Origin of the sequence: Allobosea sp. AAP35 (assembly GCF_001295925.1) — a bacterium.
Taxonomy (GTDB): Bacteria; Pseudomonadota; Alphaproteobacteria; order Rhizobiales; family Beijerinckiaceae; genus Allobosea.
In genome coordinates this window covers 62,492-83,716 of record NZ_LJHQ01000024.1, presented here as the reverse complement: position 1 = coordinate 83,716, position 21,225 = coordinate 62,492, and the positions used below count along the sequence as shown (strand labels likewise).

The window sequence follows — 21,225 nt, the reverse complement described above, 5'->3', positions numbered from 1 at the left end:
GAGAACCCGATGGGTCAGGCTGTCATGAAGGACGCGACAGCGGGAGCGACGGTCGTCGCCCTGCCGGGTGCCAAGATCGATGCCAAGGCCGATGCCAAGCATGGCGTCGTGCCGCTGCCCGCGACGACGCGCAAACCACTGAGCCAGCGCCTGCTGCCTGGGCTCAGAGCGGTGCTCGTCAACGTCCTGCCGCCGCTGGTGACGGTCCTGCTGATCGCGCTCTTCTGGCAGATCGCGGCCTCGGGCCCGCAATCCTCGCTGCCGCCCCCGACCAAGATCTGGGAGGAGGCGAAGGATCTGATCGTCGAGCCGTTCTACTGGGCTGGCACGCAGGATATCGGTCTGGGCTGGCGCATCCTGGTCTCGCTCCAGCGCGTCGCCATCGGCTTCAGCCTGGCGGCGATCGTCGGTGTGCTGCTCGGCGCGCTGGTCGGCCAGTCGGTCTGGGCGATGCGCGGGCTCGACCCGGTCTTTCAGGTGCTGCGCACCGTGCCGCCGCTGGCCTGGCTGCCGCTCTCGCTCGCGGCCTTCCGCGACAGCCAGCCCTCGGCGATCTTCGTGATCTTCATCACCGCGATCTGGCCGGTGATCATCAACACGGCGGTCGGCATCCGCAACATTCCGCAGGACTACCGCAACGTCGCGCAGGTGCTGCGGCTGAACCAGGTAGAGTTCTTCTTCAAGATCATGGTGCCCTCGGCGGCTCCTTACATCTTTACCGGTCTGCGCATCGGCGTCGGCCTGTCCTGGCTCGCCATCGTCGCCGCCGAAATGCTGACCGGCGGCGTCGGCATCGGCTTCTTCATCTGGGATGCGTGGAACTCCTCGCGCCTGTCCGACATCATCGTGGCGCTGATCTATATCGGCGTCGTCGGCTTCGTGCTCGACCGCCTCGTCGCCTTTGTCGGCACCATCGTCACCCGCGGCACCCTGACCAACTGAGGAGCGAGCATGAGCTATCTCAAGATCGACCATGTCGACAAAACCTTCCAGCGCGGCGCCGCCATGACCAACGTCCTCAAGGACATCAGCCTCGATATCGAGAAGGGTGAATATGTCTCGGTGATCGGCCATTCCGGCTGCGGCAAGTCGACCCTGCTCAACATCATCGCGGGGCTGACGCCGATCACCGCCGGCGCGGTCCTGCTCGAAGGCAAGGAGGTGCGCGATCCCGGCCCCGAGCGCGCGGTGGTGTTCCAGAACCACTCGCTGCTGCCCTGGCTGACGGTCTACGACAATGTCGCGCTGGCGGTGAACAAGGTCTTCGGAGGGCGCAAGTCGAAGGCTGAGCGGCATGACTGGATCATGCACAATCTCGACCTCGTCCAGATGGGCCACGCGAAGGACAAGCGCCCGGCCGAGATCTCGGGCGGCATGAAGCAGCGCGTCGGCATCGCGCGCGGCCTGTCGATGGAGCCCAAGGTCCTGCTGCTCGACGAGCCCTTCGGGGCGCTCGACGCGCTGACCCGGGCGCATCTGCAGGATTCGATCATGCAGATCCATGCGACGCTAGGAAACACGATGATCATGATCACCCATGACGTCGACGAGGCGGTGCTGCTCTCGGACCGCATCGTGATGATGACCAACGGGCCCTCCGCCCGCATCGGCGAGGTGCTCGATGTACGTCTGGACCGTCCCCGCAAGCGGCTCGATCTCGTCTCCGACCGGACCTACATCGCCGCGCGTGAGGCGGTGCTGAAGTTCCTCTACGAGCGCCACCGCTTCGTCGAGGCGGCGTAGTCCCTCGCACCGTCCTCGCCGTCATCCCGGACAAGCGGCGAAGCCGCGCCGATCCGGGATCCATCGTAGAGCACCGCCGAGCCCTATGATGGATCCCGGGGCAAGCCCGGGATGACGGTGGAGGATGGGCTGACGTTCGTCCCTCACGACCTTGTAAAGCGAAACCATGAGCGACGATTTCACTCCCGACCAGAAGCGCTATCTCGAAGGCTTCATGTCCGGCATGCAGTCCGCCCGCACGGCGCGGGGCCTGGGCCCGCTTGGCGGCACCGGCGGCGCGTCGCAATCCGCGCCGTCGGGGCCCGACCGCGAGCATCTCGAAGCGCAGACGAAAACGGTCGCGGCCGGCGGCAAGCTCGTCGATCAGGAGAAGTGGAAGGCGGCCGAGCATCCTTTCGATGCCTATGCCCGCTTCAAGGATCAGGCCAATGCCGGCATCTACCCCAAGCCGGACGACAATTTCCGCTGGCGCTATCACGGGCTGTTCTATGTGGCCCCGGCGCAGAACAGCTATATGTGCCGGCTACGCATCCCCAACGGCATCCTGAAGGCCTGGCAGTTTTCAGGCGTCGCCGATCTGGCGGAGACCTTGTGCGGGCCCTATGCCCATGTCACCACCCGGGCCAATCTGCAGGTGCGCGAGATCAGCGCCGAGAATGCACCACTGCTGCTGGAAGGCCTCGCCGATCTCGGCCTCACCGCCAAGGGCTCCGGCGCCGACAACATCCGCAACGTCACGGGCTCGGCGACGGCGGGCATCGATCCCCATGAACTGCTCGACACGCGGCCCCATGCCCGCGCCTGGCACCACCACATCCTCAACGACCGTTCGCTTTACGGCCTGCCGCGCAAATTCAACGTGGCCTTCGATGGTGCCGGCTCGATCGCCACGCTGGAGGACACCAACGACATCGGCTTCCAGGCGATCGATGTGATGGAGGGCGCGAGCTTCAACGGCCAGCCGGTCGAGCCCGGCATCTGGTATCGCCTCGCGCTCGGCGGCATCACCGGCCACAAGGACCTCGCCCGCGACACTGGCGTCATCGTCGCGCCATCCGACGCGATTGCGGTCGCAGACGCCATCGTCCGCGTCTTCACCGCCAACGGCAACCGCACCGACCGCGCCAAGTCGCGCCTGAAATATGTGCTCGACGCCTGGGGCTTCGAGACATTCCTGACGGCGGTCGAGGAGAAGCTCGGCCGCAGGCTGGTCCGGCTCGATACGGGCTTCGTCAAGCCGCGCCCGGTCTATGATCGGCTCGCCCATATCGGCGTGCATCCCCAGTCGCAGCCAGGCCTGAACTGGATCGGCGTGGCACTGCCTGTGGGCAAGCTCACCGTCGCGCAGATGCGTGTGATCGCCTCGATCTCGAACAGCTGCGGCGATGGCGATATCCGCCTGACCGTCTGGCAGAACCTGCTGATCTCCGGCGTGCCGAACGAAAAGGTCGAGGACGTCATCGCCAATCTGGTGGCGATCGGCCTCTCGGCCGAGACCTCGATCCTGCGGGCCGGGCTGATCGCCTGCACCGGCGCCACGGGGTGCAAATTCGCCGCCGCCCACACCAAGGAGGACGCGCTGGCGATTGCCGCCCATTGCGAGCCGCGCCTCACGCTGGATACCCCCGTCAACATCCACCTGACCGGCTGCCACAACTCCTGCGCCCAGCACTATATCGGCGATCTCGGCCTGATCGGCGCCAAGGTTCCCGTCAGCGAAGAGGGCGACACGGTGCCGGGCTATCATGTCTTCGTCGGCGGCGGCTTCGGTGTCGAGGGCGGCATCGGCCGCGAATTCCGCACCAATGTGAAGGCGGAGGAGGCGCCGGCGCTGGTCGAGGCGATCCTGCGGACGTGGCAGACCCATCGCGCCACACCCGACGAAAGCTTCGTCGCCTTCGCCCGCCGCCACGAGATCGTGGCGCTGCAGGCGCTGGTCGCGCAGAGCGGAGACGCACCGTGACCCTCCAGCCACCCTCCCCGATCGTCCAGGTTTTGCCGGAGACCGCCCCCTTCAGCGAGGAGCAGCGTTCCTGGCTGAACGGCTTTTTCGCCGGCCTGCTCTCGCTCGACAATGCTGGCATCACCGCGCTGTCGCCCACAGAGAACGCCGCCGTCATGGGCGAAGCCGATGATGGGGCGCCCTGGCATGACCCTTCGATGGAGTTGCCCGATCGCATGCAACTCGCCGAGGGCAAGCCCCTGCCCCGCAAGCTCTTCGCCGCCATGGCGCAACAGGATTGCGGCCAGTGCGGCTATGTCTGCGAGACCTATTCGGCGGCGATCGCGGAGGGCAAGGAGCCGCGCCTCAATCTCTGCGCACCCGGCGGCAAGGAGACGCTGAGGATGCTCAAGACGCTGGTGGAGGCCGGCGGTTCGGCCCCCGCCGCCGCAACCATGGAAACCTCGGCTGCCCCCCTCGGCCCTGCCGGACGCTGCCGCGAAAATCCGGCGCTGGCGACGTTCCTGTCGCGCCGCAAGCTCAATGGCGAAGGCTCGCAGAAGGAGACCTGGCATGTCGAGTTCGATCTGAGCGAATGCGGCCTCGACTATGTCGTCGGCGACGCCTTCGGGGTCGTGGCGCAAAACGACCCGCGTCTGGTCGATGCGGTGATCGCGCTGCTCGGCGCCAGGCCCGATGCCGATGTCGGCGGCACCAGCTTGCGTCAGGCTCTGCTGGCCGAACGCGCACTGGGGCCGGCGCCGGATGCGCTGTTCCAGCTGATCTCCTATGTCACGGGCGGCGAGATGCGGGCCAAGGCGCGCCGCCTTGCGGCAGGCGAGGACCCCGATGGCGATCTCGACCGTCTCGACGTGCTGGGCGCGCTGCACAAGTTCGGTCGGGCGCGGCTCTCGCCCGAGGCCTTCGTCGAGGCGCTCGATCCGCTGCAGCCACGGCTTTATTCGATCTCCTCTTCCTGCATCGCCACCCCCGGGCGCGTCTCGTTGACCGTCGATGCGGTGCGCTATGCCATCGGCACGCGGCCGCGCTGGGGCGTCGCCTCGACCTATCTCGCCGAACGGGTGGCGCCCGGCGAGAAGGTCCCGGTCTATGTCCAGCGGGCGCATGGCTTCGGCCTGCCGGAGGATCCGGCGACGCCGATCATCATGTGCGGGCCGGGCACCGGCATCGCGCCTTTCCGCGCCTTCCTGCATGATCGTCGCGCGACAAAGGCGCCCGGCCGGAACTGGCTCTTCTTCGGCCATCAGCGCCGCACCAGCGACTTCTTCTACGAGGACGAACTGACGGCGATGAAGGAGGAGGGCGTCCTCACGAATCTGACGCTGGCCTGGTCGCGCGACGACACCGGCAAGGTCTATGTCCAGGACCGCATGCGCGAGCGCGGCGCCGAGCTTTTCGCCTGGCTGGAGCAGGGCGCGCATTTCTACGTCTGCGGCGACGCCAAGCGCATGGCCAAGGACGTCGAACTGGCACTCGTCGATATCGCAGCCGCCCATGGCGGACGCTCGGCTGACGCGGCGCAGGCCTACTTGGCCGGGCTGAAGAAGACCGGGCGTTACCAGGCCGACGTCTATTGATCGCCAAGGGGCAGGTGCCCAGGAGCGAGTCACGCGCAACTGATATTGCGGGACAGGCGCCGCCGACGCGGCGAGGAACGCTGCGGCATGAGGCGGGAAATCGGTTGCGACCCGCAGCCGCCGTGCCTCACCGCGGGAGCTGACGGCTCTGGCATCGGTCATATGACGAACAGACCGGAACGGAGGCTCGATCCGCCGCCCGGGCACCATTGGGACAACCAGAGACTGTCGTTTCGCCACGCCAGACCCTACGGCCGCTGCAGCGGCCGTCCGACACCGGGCGCGCCCGCCAGGCCGCCATTATCCATCACCAGCGTCCCGCGCACGAATGTCTGTGAGGCGCGCCCGATCGTCTCGCGCCCCTCGAATGGCGTGACCTTGCCAAGCGACTGAAACTGCCCGCCGCGCACGGTCTCGCGGTGATTGAGGTCCAGCACGACGAGATCGGCATCAGCGCCGACGACCAGCGCGCCCTTGCGGGGCCACAGGCCGAAGGCCCGCGCCGGCGCTTCGCAGGCCAGTTTGACGTAATGCCGCAGGGTCAGCCGCCCCGCGGCGACCTCCGTCAGCATCAGGCGCATTGAGGTCTCGACGCCGGGAAAGCCCGGCGACGTCTCCCAGATCGAGGCGCGGTGCTTTTCCTGCGCCGGATGCGGGGCATGGTCGGTCGAGATCATGTCGATCGTGCCGTCGAGCAAGGCCGCCCACAAGGCATCCGCATGGCCGGCCTCGCGCACCGGCGGCTTGACCCGCAGCGCATTTCCCCCCGCCTGCTCGGCGTCGTCCATGCTCAGCAGGAGATAATGCGGGCAGGTCTCGGCGGTGATGTCGACGCCGCGCCGCTTGGCAGCGGCGATCACCGGGACCGCGTGGCGGCAATTCTCATGGGCGATGTGGATCTTGCAGCCCGTCCATTCGGAAAACAGGGCGATGCGCTGCACCGCCTCGACGGTCGCGATGTCGGCATGCTGGGCGAGATGGGCTGAGAGATCGTCGCGGCCGGCCGCCTTCATCTGCGCGCCGCGCCAGTTCAGGATCGGCGTGTTCTCGGCATGGACGGTGCAGCGCAGGCCGGTCTGCCGGATCTGCGCCATTGCGTCGAGCACGGCGCCGTCATTCGGGCAGGGCACCAGCGGGTTGTCGCTGCCGAGAAAGAGCTTGAAGGCGCTGGCGCCGGCGTCCGCCATCGACCGCAAATCGCCGATATTGGTCTCGCCGACATAGCCGTAGACGCCGAAATCGACATGGGCCTGGCGCGCCGCGATCGCGATCTTCTCGCGCACCGCTGCGGCATTGCCCGTCGGCGGGTTGGTGTTGGGCATGTCGAAGATCGTGGTGACGCCGCCGACGGCTGCGGCCGCGGTGGCCGTCGCCCAGGTCTCCTTGTGGGAGAAGCCGGGCTCGCGGACATGGGTGTGGACGTCGAGCGCGCCGGGGATGAGCGGCCGGCCGCCGATATCGATCACCCGCCGCGCCGCCGGCATCGCGTCGCTGCGCCCGATCGCCACGATGCGGCCGCCATCGACCGCGACCGCGCCAGGGCGGCTGGCCTCGGGGGTCACCAGCAGCGCATCGCGGATGACAAGATCGACCATCGTGCTCATCGGACGGCCCTCGCAATGGCATCGGCGGCGGCAAACAGATCGGCATTGCGCAGGCGCAGGCTCGCCTCCATGCCCTCGATCTCGGCCAGAGCGGCCTGCGCGTCGAAGGTCGTGATGCGTCCCTGGTCGAGCACCACGCGGCCATCGACGATCGCGGTCGTCACGGCGGCTCCGGTTTCGGCGAAGACGAGCTGCGAGGCGGCGTCGTTGAGCGGGCGCCACCAGGGCGCGTCGAGCCGGTAGAGCACGATGTCGGCGAGCTGGCCCGGTGCGATCTCGCCCAGTTGGCCCGCCAGCCTGATCGCGCGCGCACCCTCCAGCGTCGCCATGCGCAGGGCATCGCGCGCGCTGACCCAGTGCCGCCTGTCGGGCAGGTCCGAGCGGTGCAGCAGGGCGGCGCCACGCATCGCCTCTTGCATGACGAGGTTGTCGTTGGCCCCGGAGCCGTCGGTGCCGAGTGCGATCGGCACGCCCGCCGCCAGCATCTCGGGAGTCCGCATGCGCCCCGTTCCGATTCGCGCATTGCTCTCGGGGTTGTGGACCGCAATCGCACCGCGCCGCGCCATGAGGGCGATATCGTCGTCCTCGAGCCAGATTGAATGGGCGCAGGACCAGCGCTCGGAGAGGATGCCGAGGCGCTCAAGATGGGCCAGCGTGCTTTCGCCATAGCGTTGCCGCGCGATGCGGGCCTGGGCCTGGGTCTCCAAAAGATGGGTGTGGAGGGCGAGATCGTGCCGCTGCGCGAGTTCGGCGCAGAAGACCAGGGCCTCGTCGCTGCAGCGGTCGGGGTTGGAGGGGGCGGGACAGACAGCGATCCGTCCGCCACGCCCGTGCCAGCGCGCCACCAGATCGGGCATCTGCTCCTGCAGCTGCGCCAGCGGGTGCGGCGCGAGCAGGCCCGAGCCGCTGACAAGGTCTGTCACCGAGGCGGGGACATCGATCCCGGCCGGCAGGATGTCGGCGAAGACGCCGTCGAAGAAGCGCATGGCAAGCGTCGCGCGCAGGCCCGTCTCTTCCCAGGCGGCCAGCACGGCGTCCATGTCGGCGGTGCTGAAGCGCTGGCCAGGGAAATGGTCGATCAGCGCCGTCGTCCCCGTGGTCAGCATCTGCACCGCCGAGAGCAGCACGGCGAGCCGGATCTCCTGCGGCGTGCGTCGCGAAGTATGGGCCTGTGTCAGCCACATGAAGGCCGGGTGGCTCAGCCCGTCTGCGAAGCCCGACATGGTCGATGACTGCGAATGCATATGCGCGTTGACGAGGCCGGGCGCCGCGAGCAGGCCGCGCCCGTCGATCTCGCGGTCGATCGAACCCGGCGGCTGCGGCGGCACCTCGCCCACCGCCACGATCCGGTTGTCGCGGATCAGGATGTCGCCGGTCGGCGTCGCCGCCGCCTGCGCGCCGGCAAGAATCCGCACGCCACGAATCAGGATCGACGTCTCGCTCATGGCGAACCCTGCAGCTCTGGCGCACCCTGCAGGTCCGGGACACCCAGCAGCTCTGGCGCACCGCGCAGATCGATCGGCGTGCCGATGCTTCCGGCCTGCGCGCGCGCCACCAGAGCCTGCGCCAGCAGAACGTCCTGGAGCGGCAGGCCCATCGATTTGAAGAGCGTCAGATCGGCGCCCGGGCTCAGCGGGAGCGGGCCATCGACAAGGGTTCCGATCTCGGCGCGGATGCGGGCGGGGTCGAGCGCGCCGGAGACCTTCGCTTGAACGAGATCGCCCGCCTTTGCGAAGGCATCCGCGCGGGCGTCGAGATAGATGTCGGCCCGGCGGATCAGATCGTCGTCGGCCTCGCGCGCCGTCGCCCGATTAGCCCCGCCCAGCACGATGCAGGCGCCGGGGCGCGCGGCCTTTCCCGGAAAGACCGGCGTCTCGGAGGTGGTGACGGTGATGACGATCTGGCTGTCGGCGACGGCCTCGGCTGGTGTCGCGGAGGACACTAGCTCGACGCCAGCGAGCGCCGGTTCCCGCGACAGCGTGGCGACCAGGGCCGCCAGCCGCTGCGATGAGCGGCCGACCAGATACAGGCGCTTCAGGGATGGCCGCACGATCATGAGATAGAGGGCCGCGAGCGGGGCGCTGCGGCCGGCCCCGAAGATCGCGGCCGTGGTGGCGTCGGGCGCGGCGAGCCGGTCGAGCCCGGCGGCGAAACCCGCCGCGGTGCGGTGTTCGTTGAAGAGCCCGGCGGAGATCAGCGCGCGCGGTTGCGCACGCTGCCAGTCCCACAGCGTCAGCAGGCTCGCCCAATGGCGCGGCGCATCGGAATCCTCGGGCTGGGCATGGACATTGGTCTTGATCGAGAGGCTGTCGGGGCCGGCGCTGCCGGCCAGCAGCAGGCAGCCCCGGCGCGGCTCTTCGGCCCGCAGATCTCCGCGCAGCGCCATGGCGGGGCCCGCAGCCGTCAGCCGGAAGGCCTCCATCGCCAAGGCCACGGCCTCGGCCGGGCGGATCAGGGCGCGGATATCGGCCTCGCTCAGCACGATCATGTTAGACGGTCCGCTCCCGAAGATGCGCGAGGAGCCGCGCGAGAGGCTGTTGATGCCGGGCGCGCCAAGACAGCGCGCCCGGCCTGGGCGGAGTGCAGGCTCGGATCGCGGGCTCAGTTCTTGGGAGCCGGCATCGTCCGTTCGGTCTGCGGCGGCAGGAAGGAGCGGTTGAAGACGTCCTCGACCTTCGGCGTGCTCTTCAGCTCGAAAGCCTCGGCGATCTGCGCGATCGCCTTGGTCATGCGCGAGTCCGACACGTCGCCGGCGCCGAGCTTCTGGGTCTCGGGAGTGTACATGTGGGCCTTGTAGGTGAAGGCGATGCGCTGGGCCTCGATATCGGCGTTCACCGTGGGCTCGACCCGGTTCATGACCTTGCCGCCCTCGGCAGGGTTGGCGGCGAGTTCGAGCATCGCCTTGTTGATCGCCCGGACGAGGCCGGCGACGGCCTTGGGATTGTCCTTGATCAGCTTCTGCGAAACCATCACGCCGTTCGAGTAGGACTCGATGCCATGGTCGGAATACATGATGAACTTGTAGTCCTTGTCGGGGTTCTGCTTCATCCCGATCAGGTTCATGTAGGAGGTCACGGTGAAGACGAAGCCGCCATCGACCTGGCCTTGCACCATCATCATCTCCTGGACGGAAGGCGCGATGTTGACGACCTCGACCTTGCTGGCGTCGATGCCGTTGAGCTTGGCGAAGATCGGGAACAGCCGGTGCGTGGCCGAGCCGGCGGGCGAGGTCAGCTTGCGGCCCTCGAGGTCCTTCAGCGTCTTGATCGGGCCGTCGGCCTTGTGAATGATCGCGAAGGGCGCCTTGTTGTAGATCATGTAGACCATCACCGGCTGCTCGCCCGGCTTGTTCACGGACTGCTGGATGATGGCGTTCATGTCGCCGAAGCCGGCGTCATAGGCGCCGCCCATGATGCGCGTCACGGTCGCGGCCGAGCCATCGCCCTGGTCGATGGTGACATCGAGCCCCTCGGCGGCGAAATAGCCCTTCTCCTTGGCGTAGAAATACCAGGAGTGGACGCCCTGGTACTTCCAATCGAGCGTGAAGCGGATCTTGGTCGGGGCCTGCGCCAGAGCGGGCGCGGCGAAGCCGAGCGTGGCCGTGACGGCAGCAGCAAGGGTGGCTTTCAGGAAATGACGGCGCATGGCGGGCTCCTTCGAGAGGGGTTTGGCGGAAAGGTCAGGCGGAGGCGAGATCGGTCTTGCGGTGGGCCCAGCCGGTGACGCGCCGTTCGATCAGCGAGAACAGGACGTAGAGGGCGACACCCAGGCCGGCGAGGACGAAGAGCCCGGCGAAGACGAGCGGCACGTTGAAGCTGGATGATGCGATCATCATCATGTTGCCGATGCCCCGGTTGGAGGCGACGGTCTCGGCGACGACCGAGCCGACGAAGGCGAGCGTGATCGCGACCTTCAGCGCGGCGAAGAAATAGGGCATCGCGCGCGGCAGGCTGACATTCCAGAGGATGTCCCATTTCGACGCCTTGAGCGTCTTCATGACATCCTCGAGCTCGGGCTCGACGGTGGCGATGCCGGTCGCGACGTTCACCACGATCGGAAAGATGCAGATGATCATGGCGGTGAGGATCGCCGGCACGGTGCCCGCGCCGTACCAGAGCACGAAGATTGGCACGACCGCGACCTTGGGGATCGAGGAAAAGCCGACCAGCAGGGGATAGGCGGTGTCGTAGGCGAGCTTGGACGAGCCGATCAGGATGCCCAGCAGCAGGCCGATCGCGACCCCGATGCTGAAGCCGACCAGCGTGGTGTAGAGCGTCTGCCAGGTGTGCGGCCAGATCGCAGGCCAGTACTGGATCAGCGCCTGGATGATCTGCGTTGGGCGCGGCAGCAGGATGTCGGAGATGCCCGCCATCAGGCAAAACAGCTCCCAGAACACGAAGACGCCGATGATGAGCGCGGTCGAGGCACCCTTTTCGCGGATGATTTCGCCAAGGCGTTCCATCAGATGCCTCCTTCCACGATTGGCAAAGAGGCTCGGAAACACCGCGTCATTCCGGGCAAGCGAAGCGCAGACCCGGAATCCATCGTAGGGCACGACGGTGCCTTATGATGTATCCCGGACCTGCGCCGCTGCGCGGCTTGTCCGGGATGACGACGAGGGTGTGGCGAGGGCTGCATCTGATCGCTCCTCAGACCGGTTTCGGGGGGTGGCTGACGATGCCGGTGCCGCCGCGCGCGCCGACGATCATCGCCCGCAGGCGCTGGTTCAGTGCGACGAAGTCGGGCTCGAAGGTCATGTCGATGGTGCGCGGGCGGGCGATCGCGACGGGTGAATCGTCGAGAATGCGGCCGGGCCGCGCGCTCATCACGCAGATGCGGTCGGCGAGATAGGCGGCTTCCTTGAGATCATGCGTGACCAGAAGCACGGTCAGCTTCTTGGAGAGCCAGAGATCCTGCATGATCGCCCAGAGTTCCTCGCGGGTGAACTGGTCGAGCGCGCCGAAAGGCTCGTCCAGCAGCAGGAGGTCGGGGTCGTGGATCAAGGCGCGGCAGAGATTGGCGCGCTGCATCATGCCGCCCGAAAGCTGCCAGGGGTATTTGTCGCCGAAGCCGCCGAGACCGACCTGATCGAGCAGGGCCTCGACGCGGTCGCGATACTCGGTCTTGCGCTTGGCGCGATAACCCTGCCGGAAGGGCGGCACGATCTTCAGCGGCAGCATGACGTTGTCGCGGATGTTGAGCCAGGGCAGCAAAGTCGGGTTCTGATAGGCCATGCCGATGCGGATTGGCGTCGCGCCGATCTCGCGGCCGGCGACGAAGACATGGCCAGTCGAGGGGGCCAGCAACTCGCCGACCATCTTCAGGATCGTCGACTTGCCGCAGCCCGACGGGCCGACGAGCGCGACGAATTCACCCTCCCCGATCTTGAGCGAGGTCGGCGCCAGCGCCTGGACTGCCTTGGCGCCACGGCCATAGGTGATCGAGGCGTCCTGGAATTCGATGAAGGTCGGCGCGGGCGTCGCGGTGCCCAGCCCGATATCGGTGACGGCTGCGTTCACGGCCCGGCTCCCTCCGCGGTGATGGCAGGCGCCTGCAAACAGGCGGCCAGGGTCTGGTCGGCGTTGCGAATGCTGGGTTTCGGCATCGCCTGGATCGACGTGACCTGCCGGCCCCAGCCGCTGGTCTCAGGCACGAGCTTGCGGTCGCGCTGGACGAAGCGGCCGCGCACCAACGTGTGGACCGGAATGCCGGTGACGCTGACGCCCTCGAAAGGCGTGATCTTGCCACGCGAGTGCAGGTTCTCCGCGCGAATTGTCTCGGTGCGGGCCATGTCGACGACGGCGATGTCGGCATGGGCGCCGGCCTCGATGCGGCCCTTGTGCGGCCAGAGCCCGAAGGACTTCGCCGGGTTCTCGGCCGAGATCATGACGTAATGCTCCAGCGTCATGCGGCCCTTCGAGACCTCGTTCAGCATCAGCGGCATCTGCGTCTCGACGCCGGGGAAGCCGCAATCGGCCTCCCAGATCACCGTCTTTGTCTTCTCCTCGACGCTGTGCGGGGCGTGATCGGTCGCAATCATGTCGACGACGCCGGACTGCAGCGCCCCCCAGATGGCTTCCGAATCCGAGGCCTCGCGCACCGGCGGGTTGACGCGGATGATCGAGCCGAGCCGGGCATAATCGCGTGAGTCGAGCAGGAGATAGCAGGGGCAGGTCTCGCCGGTGATCTCGACGCCGCGCGCCTTGGCTTCGGCAAGCGGGCGCAGTTCGGCGGCCGAGGAGATGTGCAGGATATGGATGCGCGCGCCGGTCCATTCCGCCAGCTCCGCCGCGCGGCTGACGGCTTCCGCGGCGACGATGGCCGGGCGCGCCGCGATATGGGCAAGCGGGTCGTTGCGGCCGGCCTCCATCAGGCGCTGCTGGCGCCAGGCCATGATCGAGGCCGTCTCGGCATGCAGCGAGATCCGCAGGCCCGAGGGCGCGATGATCTCGAAGCCCTCCAGCATCGCCCCGGTCGAGGGCGAGGGCAGATTGCCGAAGGTGTTGCCCATGAAGCATTTGAAGGCGTTGACGCCGCCCTCGATCAGGCCCTGGAGCTCGTCGATATTGTCCTCCGCCAGCAGGCCGTAAATGCCGTAATCGACATGGGCCTTGGCGGCCGCCTCCTGCTTCTGGCGCAGTTCCTTGACCGAGCGCGTCGGCGGGTTGGTGTTGGGCATCTCGAAGACGGTGGTGGTGCCGCCCATCGCGGCCGCCGCGCTGCCCGTGCGCCAGTCCTCCTTATGGGTGTAGCCGGGCTCGCGGAAATGGACATGGACGTCGATGGCGCCGGGCAGCAGGAACTGGCCGGAGACATCGACGGTTTCGTGAGCGGCCGGCATCGCGGCCGGCTCGCCGATCAGCGCGATCAACCCGTCCTTGATGGCGACATCGGCGCGATAGCGCGTCTTGCCGGTGACGATCGTGCCGCCTGTGAGGACGAGATCGGCGATGAAGGGCGTCTCGCTCATCGGGGCGCTCACAGCATGGCCCAGCCGCCATCGACCGGCAGGTCGACGCCGGTGATCTGGCGGGAGACGTCGGAGGCGAGGAAGAGGCAGGCATTGGCCACGTCCTCATCGGTCGAGACGCGCTTCAGCGCGTAGTCGGCGGCGTGCTTCTCGAAAGCCGCGTCTTCCGAAATGCCGAGGCGCCTCGCCATTTCAGGGACGACCTTGCCGCGGAAGCGCGGCCCGTCGACCATGCCGGGCGCGACGCAGTTGACGTTGATGCCGAAGGGGCCGGCCTCGAGCGCGAAGCTCTTGGTGATGCCGCGCAGACCCCATTTCGAGGCCGAATAGGCCATCCGCCCGGCCCGGCCGCGCATGCCGAAGGTGCCGCCGACATTGACGATCTTGCCGCCCTTTTGCCCGATCATCGTCGGCAGGCAGGCGCGCATCGTGTTGAAGCAGCCGCGCATGTTGAGATCGACGATCTCGTCGAACTCCTCCTCCGTGGTCTCCCAGCCTGTCTTGCCGATCGGCCCCGAACCGCCGGCGACGTTGACGAGGATGTCGATGCGCCCGCCGAAGGCCGACAGCGTTTGTGAGATGGCGGCTTCGCAGTCGACGCCCCTGGTGATGTCGCAGGCAATCACGATGGCCTGCGCCCCGTTCGCACGAACCTCCGCGGCGACGGGCTCGATCGCGGCCGTGTCGCGGCCGATCAAGGCGAGCTTGCAGCCCTCAGTGGCAAAAGCCCGGGTGACGGCGGCGCCCATGCCCTTGGCCGGGCCGGTGATGACCGCGACGCGGCCGGTGAGGTTCAGATCCATCGTCAATCTCTTGTTCTTGTCTTCGCGTAGGCCGCCCTCAGCCCTCATCCTGAGGAGGCCCGCAGGGCCGTCTCGAAGGATGCTCCAGATGCGTCAGTAGCTGGCTGGAGCATCCTTCGAGACGCGGACTTCGGGCCTCCCCAGGATGAGGGCTGGAGGGGGAGGAAGATGGGCTTCACCCCAGCTTGGTGACGCGCTCGGCCAGGGGCGGCAGGAAGGCGCGGCTGAAGACCTCGTCGGGTGCGGGCACGCGCGGCAGGCTGTCGGCCTCGACGACGATGGCGATCGATTTCTTGAAGCGCGCGTCGTCGATGTCGCCGATGCCGATGGTCGCCACCTCGGGATGGCTCATTTCCGAGGCCAACGTCGCGACCAGACGCTCCTTCTCGACGACCTTGTTGATCAGCGGCTCGCGCTTGGCGACGGCTTCGATCGCGGCGTCGTTGTCCTTCAGCGTGTCCTTGAGGCCGCGGTTGATCGCGCGCAGCAGACCTTTCAGCGCATTGGGGTTGTCGGTCGCGAGCTTGCGCGAGGCGATGATGGCGTTGGAATAGAGGTCCATGCCGTAATCGCCGAAATTGATGAAGCGGAAGTCCTTGGCCGGGTCGATGCCGACGAGCTTGGCCGAGAAGGCGATGGTGTTGACGAAGCCGAAGACGCCGTCGACCTGGCCGCGCTGGAGCATCTGCTCACGCAAGTTCGGCTGCATATTGGTGATGTTGACCTTCGCGGCGTCGATGCCGGCGAGCTTGGCGAAGGCCGGGAAGAGCTTGAGCGCACCGTCATTGGCCGGGCCGCCGAGCGTGCGGCCTTCCAGATCCTTCGGCGTCTTGATCGGCCCGTCGGCCTTGACCGCGATGGTGAAGGGCGGGCGGTTGTAGAGTGCGGCGATCGCGAGCGGCGTCGCCGCGCCGGGCTGGGCCCGGGCCGCGAGCTGGATCAGCGCGTTGATGTCGCCAAAGCCGATGTCGTAGGAGCCCGACGCGACCGCACCGACCGCCGCGCCCGAGCCGTTGCCCTGGTCCATGACGATCTCGAGGCCTTCCTCACGGAAATAGCCACGGTCGTCGGCCAGGAAGAACCAGCCCTGCGGCCCCTGATAGCGCCAGTTCAGGATCATCTTCAGGCGGGTCGGCGTCTGCGCCAGGGCCGGGCGCGGGAGGGACGAGACGAGCGCCGTGGTGCCTGCCGCCAGGGTGAAACGGCGTCTGCTGATCGCATGCGTCATCTGCGCTCTCCCATCGCGGCCCCGTGCCGCTGCCATGGGAAAATCCTAAAGGCGCTTGACCGGTGCCGTCTTGTGCTGACTTCGTGCAGGAACGGTTCGAAAAACGCAGCGGTCGGGAGCTCGCGCCATGAGAGACGCGCCATGAGGCATCTGCGCTTGCTCACCTATATCGACGAGGTCGCGCGCACCGGCTCGATCCGCAAGGCGGCCGAACGCCTCAACATCACGGCCTCGGCGCTCAACCGTCGCGTGCAGGACGTCGAGGAGGAACTCGGCACCCGGATCTTCGAGCGGCTGCCGCGCGGGGTCAGGCTGAACGCCGCCGGCGAATTGCTGATCCGGCACATCCGCAGCCAACTTGCCGATATGGGCCGGGTGCGCTCGCAGATCGAGGATCTCTCCGGCTTCCGGCGCGGCACGGTCGCAATCGCCTGCAGCCATGCGCTGGCGCATGACTTTCTGCCGGTCGAGATCGCCTCCTATCGCCGCACCTTTCCGCTCGTCGAATTCGACGTGCGCGTCGCCAGCCATGGCGAGGCGCTGCGGGCGCTGGCGGGTTACGAGGTCGATCTGGCCCTGATCTTCCGGCTCGACACCAGCATCGGCTTCCAGATCATCGCCTCCGCCGAACAGCGCCTCGTCGCCATCATGCGCCAGGAACATCCGCTCGCGCGGGAGGGCAGCATCCGCCTGCGGGAATGCAGCGACTATCCGCTGGCACTGCCCGACCGCAGCTATGGCGGGCGCCAGCTGCTTGACCAGGCCGTCGCCCGGAGCTCGTTCAAGCTCGTTCCGGTGATCGAATCGAACTCCTTCGAGTTCCTGCGCAACTATGTCCGGCTGGAGGACGCGATCACCTTCCAGATCGAGATCGGTGCTCCCGCCAGTCTGAAGCATCGCGACGGGCTGATTTCGCGCGCCATCGACGAGCGCGACATTCAGCCGGCCCGCTTCGCCATGGGACAGCTCCACGGCCGGCCGCTGCCCGTGGCTGCGGCGAAATTCGCCGAGCAGCTTGCCGCGCGGCTGGAGACAGGCCGGTCTAGAGCCATTTCGGAACGGTGACGCGCGCGAACCGCGCCAGACCGTCCAGCAGGGCGGCGGGTTCGGGCGAGACCACGATGCCCTCGCGATGGGCCGGCGGCAGAAAGCCTTGTGCGATCATGTGATCGATGAAGCCCATGAAGGGCTGATAATAGCTGGCGACGTCGTAGAGCCCGGCCGGTTTGTCGAGCTCGCCGAGCTGGTTCATGGTCCAGGCCTCCATGAACTCCTCGAGCGTGCCGATGCCGCCGGGCATCGCGATGAAGGCATCGGCGAGCGCCGCCATCCGCTCCTTGCGCTGGCGCAGCGTGGGCACGATCTCGGACACGGTCAGGCTGGAATGCAGATGGCCCAGCCCTGCGAGGCGCTGGGTGATGATGCCATGCGCCCGGCCGCCGGCGGCCAGGACCGCATCCGCCACGACGCCCATCAGGCCCTTATGCGTGCCGCCATAGACCAGCGTGATGCCGCGTCGGCCGATCTCGCTGCCCAGCGCTTGCGCGGCGAGCGTATAGGTGTCGCCGAGGCCGGTGTTGGAGCCGCAGAACAGGGCGATGGATGAGAGATTGCGCATGATGGCGCCAGAAACCTCTGCTGTTCCCAAATTGCAAGTTTGCCCCAAATCGCAAGTCCGGCCCGAATTGCAAGTTCGGCCCGAATTACGAGTCCGGGCCAAGGTCGGGCGATACCGAGGGTTCGTTACATCGCCGAGGTCGCGGGTCTCGTGCCACGCTCGGCTTTGGCGTTTCTCAATTTCCTTTGGCGCATAGGCACAAACAGGTTGATTTCGAGCACAGCCGCCGTTGTTGCCGCCAGGGTTGCGAGGCAGATCGCCAGCTTGGAATAGTCTTCCATCGCCCCCTCGATCTGGATCGCGTGAACGACGCTGGACCCGGCCAGCGCGACCGCCAGAACGCTATGGACGATCCGCCAAGGCTTGTAGCCGAGCCGCAGCAGGCGCCGCGTCGATGTCAGCGCCACCGTCAGGATCAGGCACCACATGCCGATCACGCCGTAGACGGAGAACGATGTCGGCGCCGCCAGGAGCAGGATGTCCGTGACATCGTCAGGGCTGTAAGCGTAGAGCGCGCCGATATGCAGCGCGACCAGCGCGACGATCGCGATGGCGCCCCAGCGGTGCCAGGCGATCCTGTCCCTGACGGCCGTCAGCGGCGGCGCTGCTGCCATCAGGAGCGGTTGCACGAACAGCAGGCTGAGCGCGACCACGCCCGCCATGCCGCCCGCGATCCAAAGCCACTCCCGCCCACGCAAGAGCGGGCTGGCAGCGGCGGCCGCGATCGGAACGACCGCGACAAGCGCGATGAGAAGCCAGATCGTGACGCGCAGACGCCCATCAACTCCGGCGCGCTTCATTCGACACGGCAGGCGCAAGGACAAAATCAGCCGTGATGCCGGCGTCGTGGCGGCTGTTCAGGACCGGCCGCAGGAACAACGTCGCATAATCAGCGTCGTCATAGGCAATGTGGATATGAGGCTGTCCGAATTGCGGGACGATCGGCGAGATGTCGAGGCGATAGCGGCCATCCGGCCCGGTCATGACACTGCCGCGGTTGCTCGGCTCGCGTTCTCCGCCGCGTTCGGTGGCGGCCCAGATCTGCACCCGGACGTTCGGCAGCGGTGCGCCGTCGCCGGCGCGCCTGACCAGGCCCGAAGCGACAAAGCCGGTGCCGAGATTGCGGACGATCGGAGCATTGGCGACGTAATTGTTCGCCCCCCCGCGCATCGTCTCGGTTGCCGGTACCGGGCCCCGCGGCGGCGTCTGCGCGGCGGCGGGGACGACGAGCCGTGGTAGCGCGCCCGCAAGCGCCAGCGCCGACAGCCCGGTCAGCATCGTTCTGCGATCAACGGCAATGATGGTCTTGTGCATGGTCGCTCCGTCGCGCTGGATTTGGGGGCGGCAGTTTTGCGCTGGTGCCTGTGGCGAGCGATCTGCGGGCCCTAAGTTCAAGGTCAAAGCTAGGGAGCGCCGTTGGCCGCGTCCAGTAAACGGGGAGACATCACACTGAACCGACCGATCACCTTCGTGTCATCGCTTCCTGTGGATCGCGTGAACACAGAATCCAAGCATCTGATCTGAAACCGCAATTCGATAGAGGTCGTTGGCGCCGACGGTGGTGCCGTCTCTCCTTGCCGGATACAGGGACCGGTCCCTAGAGAACCTGGCTGAGAAACAGCCGTGTCCTGTCGAAACGGGGGGCGTCGAAGAACTGCGCCGGCGGAGCCTCCTCGACGATTTCGCCCTGGTCCATGAAGATCACCCGGTCGGCGACCTTGCGGGCGAAGCCCATTTCATGGGTCACGACGATCATGGTCATGCCGCTCTCGGCAAGCTCCACCATCGCATCCAGCACCTCGTTGATCATCTCCGGATCAAGCGACGACGTCGGCTCGTCGAACAGCATGATCTTGGGCTGGGCGCAGAGCGCGCGGGCGATGGCGACCCGCTGTTGCTGGCCGCCGGAGAGCTGCAGCGGGTACTTTCCCGCCTGCTCCGGGATCCGCACGCGCGTCAGCATCTCCATGGCGCGGTCTTCAGCCTCTTTTTTAGGCAGATGCTTGACCCATGTCAGGGCGAAGGTGCAGTTGTCCAAAACAGAGAGATGCGGGAACAGGTTGAACGACTGAAACACCATGCCGATCTCGCGACGGATCGCGTCGTTCTCGCGCAGATCGCGGCCATAGGCGCGGCCATGGACGCGGATCGTGCCCTCCTGATGCCGCTCCAGCTGGTTGATGCAGCGGATCATCGTCGATTTGCCCGAGCCCGAGGGGCCGCAGACGACGATGCGCTCGCCCTCGCGCACCCGCAGGTCGATATCCTTGAGCACATGGAAGGCGCCGAACCATTTGTTCACGCCGATCATCTCGACGGGCGGTTCCCCTCGGACAGCGTCCGTCATCGGCGCTCTCCCGCCGAGAGGCGCTGTTCGAGGTTGAGGCTGTATTGCGACATGGTGAAACAGACCACGAAGTAGATCATCGTGATGAAGAAGAACGGCTCCAGGAACAGCCCGAGCCAGCGTGTGTCCTCACCGACCGCGCGCGACATGCTCAGCAGGTCGAACAGGCCGACGATGGAGACCAGTGTGGTGTCCTTGAACAGGCCGATGAAGTTGCCGACGATGGTCGGGATCATGATCTTCAGGGCCTGCGGCATGATCACGAGGCCGGTCGACTGCCAGAAGCCGAGGCCCATCGCGGAGGCCGCCTCGTACTGACCGCGCGGAATCGCCTGCAACCCGCCGCGAATGACCTCCGCCATATAGGCCGACGAGAACAGGCAGACGGCGACGATCGCCCGCAACAACTGGTTGACCTCGACACCGACGGGCAAGAATAGCGGCAGCATGGTGTTGAAGGTGAACAGGATGGTGATCAGCGGCACCGAGCGGAACAGCTCGATGAAGGTCGTCGACAGCATGCTGATCAGCGGCATCCGCGAGCGCCGCCCGAGTGCCAGCACGATGCCGGCCGGCAGCGAGAAGGCGATTCCGATGCCCGAGATCACCAGCGTCAGAAAAAGCCCACCCCAGGCGCGGGTCGCGACGAAAGACAGCGACATCGCCTGCACGGCGATGAGCGCCACCACATAGAGCGCCAGCAGCGCCGCGATCTGTCCGTTGCGCCGGGCCGGATCATTGTCGCCGCCAAAACCGATTGCCGCCACCGCATAGCGGCCGAAGCTCAGGCCGCTGATGGTTTCGGTCGCCGCCGTCAGCAGCGTCCAGAGGAAGCCGGCGAGCCCGAGCGCGATCAGCGCGCTCCAGATCACGCCCTTCTCCCCGCCGAGGAAGAGATAGGACGCCAGCAGCGGAAACAGCAGCACCAGCGACAGGCCGATCTGAACCTTCGACTGGACGCGGGGCAACCAGAGTGGCAACGCCCAGAGCAGGAGGATCACCCCTGCGAGATTGATGCGCCAGACCTGATCCTTGGGGTAGAGCCCGTAGATCAGATTGGGGATCCAGGCGATCACGCCGGGCCAGCAGGCACCGGAGCGGCCGACCAGATCCAGGCATTGGCGCCGGTTTTCGGCCTCCCAGACGGCATTGCCGACCGCCCAGGTCAGGATCGTGTCGAAAAAGGCGTAGACGATCCAGATGCCCAGCACGGTGACCAGCGCATTGGGGATGCTGGAAAACATGTTCTGTCGGACCCAGCCCTGGACGCCGAGCGTGCTGGGCGGCGCGGCGCGGGCCGGTTTGGGCTTGAAGATCTCCGCCGGCAGCTGTTCTACGGCGGCGGAATCGCGGCTGAGGACCTCATCCATGG

Annotated in this window: 19 protein-coding genes; 5 read left to right on the top strand and 14 right to left on the bottom strand. The window is 66.9% G+C overall.

What is annotated here, in order from left to right:
* The first annotated feature begins 9 nt into the window (after positions 1-9).
* The 4 genes from ntrB (at position 10) to IP69_RS10260 (ending at position 5,283) form a co-directional block, all read left to right on the top strand.
* Positions 10-942 carry a nitrate ABC transporter permease gene (ntrB, locus tag IP69_RS10275; protein WP_248306787.1) on the top strand — a complete coding sequence of 311 codons (933 nt, stop codon included), beginning with the start codon at positions 10-12 and terminating at the stop codon, positions 940-942.
* A 9-nt stretch (positions 943-951) separates the two neighbouring features.
* Entirely contained in the window at positions 952-1,743 is a 792-nt protein-coding gene (locus IP69_RS10270) for an ABC transporter ATP-binding protein (protein WP_054142732.1), read from the top strand.
* 166 nt (positions 1,744-1,909) lie between these two features.
* Positions 1,910-3,706 carry a NirA family protein gene (locus tag IP69_RS10265; protein WP_054142731.1) on the top strand — a complete coding sequence of 599 codons (1,797 nt, stop codon included), beginning with the start codon at positions 1,910-1,912 and terminating at the stop codon, positions 3,704-3,706.
* A complete protein-coding gene (locus tag IP69_RS10260) occupies positions 3,703-5,283 on the top strand; it encodes a sulfite reductase subunit alpha (RefSeq protein ID WP_054142730.1) in 1,581 nt (526 codons plus the stop codon). Before IP69_RS10265 ends, IP69_RS10260 begins: the two co-directional genes overlap by 4 nt.
* Positions 5,284-5,531: 248 nt before the next feature.
* On the opposite strand, the gene pyrC is transcribed toward IP69_RS10260, so the two are convergent.
* From pyrC to IP69_RS10215, 9 genes are all read right to left on the bottom strand, one after another.
* On the bottom strand, positions 5,532-6,887 hold the full coding sequence (gene pyrC, locus IP69_RS10255; protein ID WP_054142729.1) for a dihydroorotase: 1,356 nt from the start codon (positions 6,885-6,887) through the stop codon (positions 5,532-5,534).
* Positions 6,884-8,332: an amidohydrolase family protein gene (locus tag IP69_RS10250; protein ID WP_054142728.1), complete on the bottom strand. Its 1,449-nt coding sequence runs from the start codon at positions 8,330-8,332 to the stop codon at positions 6,884-6,886. Before IP69_RS10250 ends, pyrC begins: the two co-directional genes overlap by 4 nt.
* Entirely contained in the window at positions 8,329-9,375 is a 1,047-nt protein-coding gene (locus tag IP69_RS10245) for an ornithine cyclodeaminase family protein (RefSeq protein WP_054142727.1), read from the bottom strand. Before IP69_RS10245 ends, IP69_RS10250 begins: the two co-directional genes overlap by 4 nt.
* 113 nt (positions 9,376-9,488) lie before the next feature.
* The gene (locus IP69_RS10240; RefSeq protein ID WP_082359206.1) at positions 9,489-10,532 is read right to left on the bottom strand and encodes an ABC transporter substrate-binding protein; all 1,044 of its coding nucleotides are present in this window, start codon (positions 10,530-10,532) and stop codon (positions 9,489-9,491) included.
* Positions 10,533-10,566: 34 nt separating this feature from the next.
* The gene (locus IP69_RS10235) at positions 10,567-11,349 is read right to left on the bottom strand and encodes an ABC transporter permease (protein WP_054142726.1); all 783 of its coding nucleotides are present in this window, start codon (positions 11,347-11,349) and stop codon (positions 10,567-10,569) included.
* A gap of 187 nt (positions 11,350-11,536) precedes the next feature.
* Positions 11,537-12,406, bottom strand: coding sequence for an ABC transporter ATP-binding protein (locus IP69_RS10230; RefSeq protein WP_054142725.1), 870 nt, complete (start codon positions 12,404-12,406; stop codon positions 11,537-11,539).
* Entirely contained in the window at positions 12,403-13,857 is a 1,455-nt protein-coding gene (locus IP69_RS10225; RefSeq protein WP_054142724.1) for a dihydroorotase family protein, read from the bottom strand. Before IP69_RS10225 ends, IP69_RS10230 begins: the two co-directional genes overlap by 4 nt.
* An 8-nt stretch (positions 13,858-13,865) precedes the next feature.
* A complete protein-coding gene (locus IP69_RS10220; protein ID WP_054142723.1) occupies positions 13,866-14,660 on the bottom strand; it encodes an SDR family NAD(P)-dependent oxidoreductase in 795 nt (264 codons plus the stop codon).
* Between the two features lie 175 nt (positions 14,661-14,835).
* Complete coding sequence (locus IP69_RS10215) at positions 14,836-15,888, bottom strand: ABC transporter substrate-binding protein (RefSeq protein ID WP_054142722.1); 1,053 nt, start codon at positions 15,886-15,888, stop codon at positions 14,836-14,838.
* A gap of 141 nt (positions 15,889-16,029) precedes the next feature.
* On the opposite strand from IP69_RS10215, the gene IP69_RS10210 reads away from it, so the two are divergent.
* A complete protein-coding gene (locus IP69_RS10210; protein WP_054142721.1) occupies positions 16,030-16,953 on the top strand; it encodes a LysR substrate-binding domain-containing protein in 924 nt (307 codons plus the stop codon).
* On the opposite strand, the gene IP69_RS10205 is transcribed toward IP69_RS10210, so the two are convergent.
* From IP69_RS10205 to IP69_RS10185, 5 genes are all read right to left on the bottom strand, one after another.
* Positions 16,931-17,506 (bottom strand): TIGR00730 family Rossman fold protein, encoded by a 576-nt coding sequence (locus tag IP69_RS10205; RefSeq protein ID WP_054142720.1) that lies wholly within the window; start codon positions 17,504-17,506, stop codon positions 16,931-16,933. The two genes, IP69_RS10210 and IP69_RS10205, sit on opposite strands and share 23 nt — an antisense overlap.
* A 125-nt stretch (positions 17,507-17,631) precedes the next feature.
* Positions 17,632-18,306: a ferric reductase-like transmembrane domain-containing protein gene (locus tag IP69_RS10200; RefSeq protein WP_054142719.1), complete on the bottom strand. Its 675-nt coding sequence runs from the start codon at positions 18,304-18,306 to the stop codon at positions 17,632-17,634.
* Positions 18,287-18,820 carry a hypothetical protein gene (locus IP69_RS10195; RefSeq protein ID WP_054142718.1) on the bottom strand — a complete coding sequence of 178 codons (534 nt, stop codon included), beginning with the start codon at positions 18,818-18,820 and terminating at the stop codon, positions 18,287-18,289. Before IP69_RS10195 ends, IP69_RS10200 begins: the two co-directional genes overlap by 20 nt.
* 283 nt (positions 18,821-19,103) lie before the next feature.
* Positions 19,104-19,853 carry an amino acid ABC transporter ATP-binding protein gene (locus IP69_RS10190; RefSeq protein WP_054142717.1) on the bottom strand — a complete coding sequence of 250 codons (750 nt, stop codon included), beginning with the start codon at positions 19,851-19,853 and terminating at the stop codon, positions 19,104-19,106.
* Positions 19,850-21,223, bottom strand: a complete 1,374-nt coding sequence (locus IP69_RS10185; protein ID WP_054142716.1) for an amino acid ABC transporter permease — start codon at positions 21,221-21,223, stop codon at positions 19,850-19,852. The genes IP69_RS10190 and IP69_RS10185 overlap by 4 nt, the downstream gene beginning before the upstream one ends.
* Positions 21,224-21,225 lie beyond the last annotated feature (2 nt).

Excerpts from the sequence above, each read along its gene's own strand:
- IP69_RS10185 (WP_054142716.1), bottom strand. The coding sequence starts at position 21,223 with ATGGATGAGGTCCTCAGCCGCGATTCCGCCGCCGTAGAACAGCTGCCG.
- IP69_RS10215 (WP_054142722.1), bottom strand. The coding sequence starts at position 15,888 with ATGACGCATGCGATCAGCAGACGCCGTTTCACCCTGGCGGCAGGCACC.
- IP69_RS10200 (WP_054142719.1), bottom strand. The coding sequence starts at position 18,306 with ATGAAGCGCGCCGGAGTTGATGGGCGTCTGCGCGTCACGATCTGGCTT.
- pyrC (WP_054142729.1), bottom strand. The coding sequence starts at position 6,887 with ATGAGCACGATGGTCGATCTTGTCATCCGCGATGCGCTGCTGGTGACC.
- IP69_RS10210 (WP_054142721.1), top strand. The coding sequence starts at position 16,030 with ATGAGGCATCTGCGCTTGCTCACCTATATCGACGAGGTCGCGCGCACC.
- IP69_RS10250 (WP_054142728.1), bottom strand. The coding sequence starts at position 8,332 with ATGAGCGAGACGTCGATCCTGATTCGTGGCGTGCGGATTCTTGCCGGC.
- IP69_RS10195 (WP_054142718.1), bottom strand. The coding sequence starts at position 18,820 with ATGCACAAGACCATCATTGCCGTTGATCGCAGAACGATGCTGACCGGG.
- IP69_RS10240 (WP_082359206.1), bottom strand. The coding sequence starts at position 10,532 with ATGCGCCGTCATTTCCTGAAAGCCACCCTTGCTGCTGCCGTCACGGCC.
- ntrB (WP_248306787.1), top strand. The coding sequence starts at position 10 with ATGGGTCAGGCTGTCATGAAGGACGCGACAGCGGGAGCGACGGTCGTC.
- IP69_RS10235 (WP_054142726.1), bottom strand. The coding sequence starts at position 11,349 with ATGGAACGCCTTGGCGAAATCATCCGCGAAAAGGGTGCCTCGACCGCG.
- IP69_RS10245 (WP_054142727.1), bottom strand. The coding sequence starts at position 9,375 with ATGATCGTGCTGAGCGAGGCCGATATCCGCGCCCTGATCCGCCCGGCC.
- IP69_RS10190 (WP_054142717.1), bottom strand. The coding sequence starts at position 19,853 with ATGACGGACGCTGTCCGAGGGGAACCGCCCGTCGAGATGATCGGCGTG.
- IP69_RS10225 (WP_054142724.1), bottom strand. The coding sequence starts at position 13,857 with ATGAGCGAGACGCCCTTCATCGCCGATCTCGTCCTCACAGGCGGCACG.
- IP69_RS10265 (WP_054142731.1), top strand. The coding sequence starts at position 1,910 with ATGAGCGACGATTTCACTCCCGACCAGAAGCGCTATCTCGAAGGCTTC.
- IP69_RS10220 (WP_054142723.1), bottom strand. The coding sequence starts at position 14,660 with ATGGATCTGAACCTCACCGGCCGCGTCGCGGTCATCACCGGCCCGGCC.
- IP69_RS10205 (WP_054142720.1), bottom strand. The coding sequence starts at position 17,506 with ATGCGCAATCTCTCATCCATCGCCCTGTTCTGCGGCTCCAACACCGGC.
- IP69_RS10270 (WP_054142732.1), top strand. The coding sequence starts at position 952 with ATGAGCTATCTCAAGATCGACCATGTCGACAAAACCTTCCAGCGCGGC.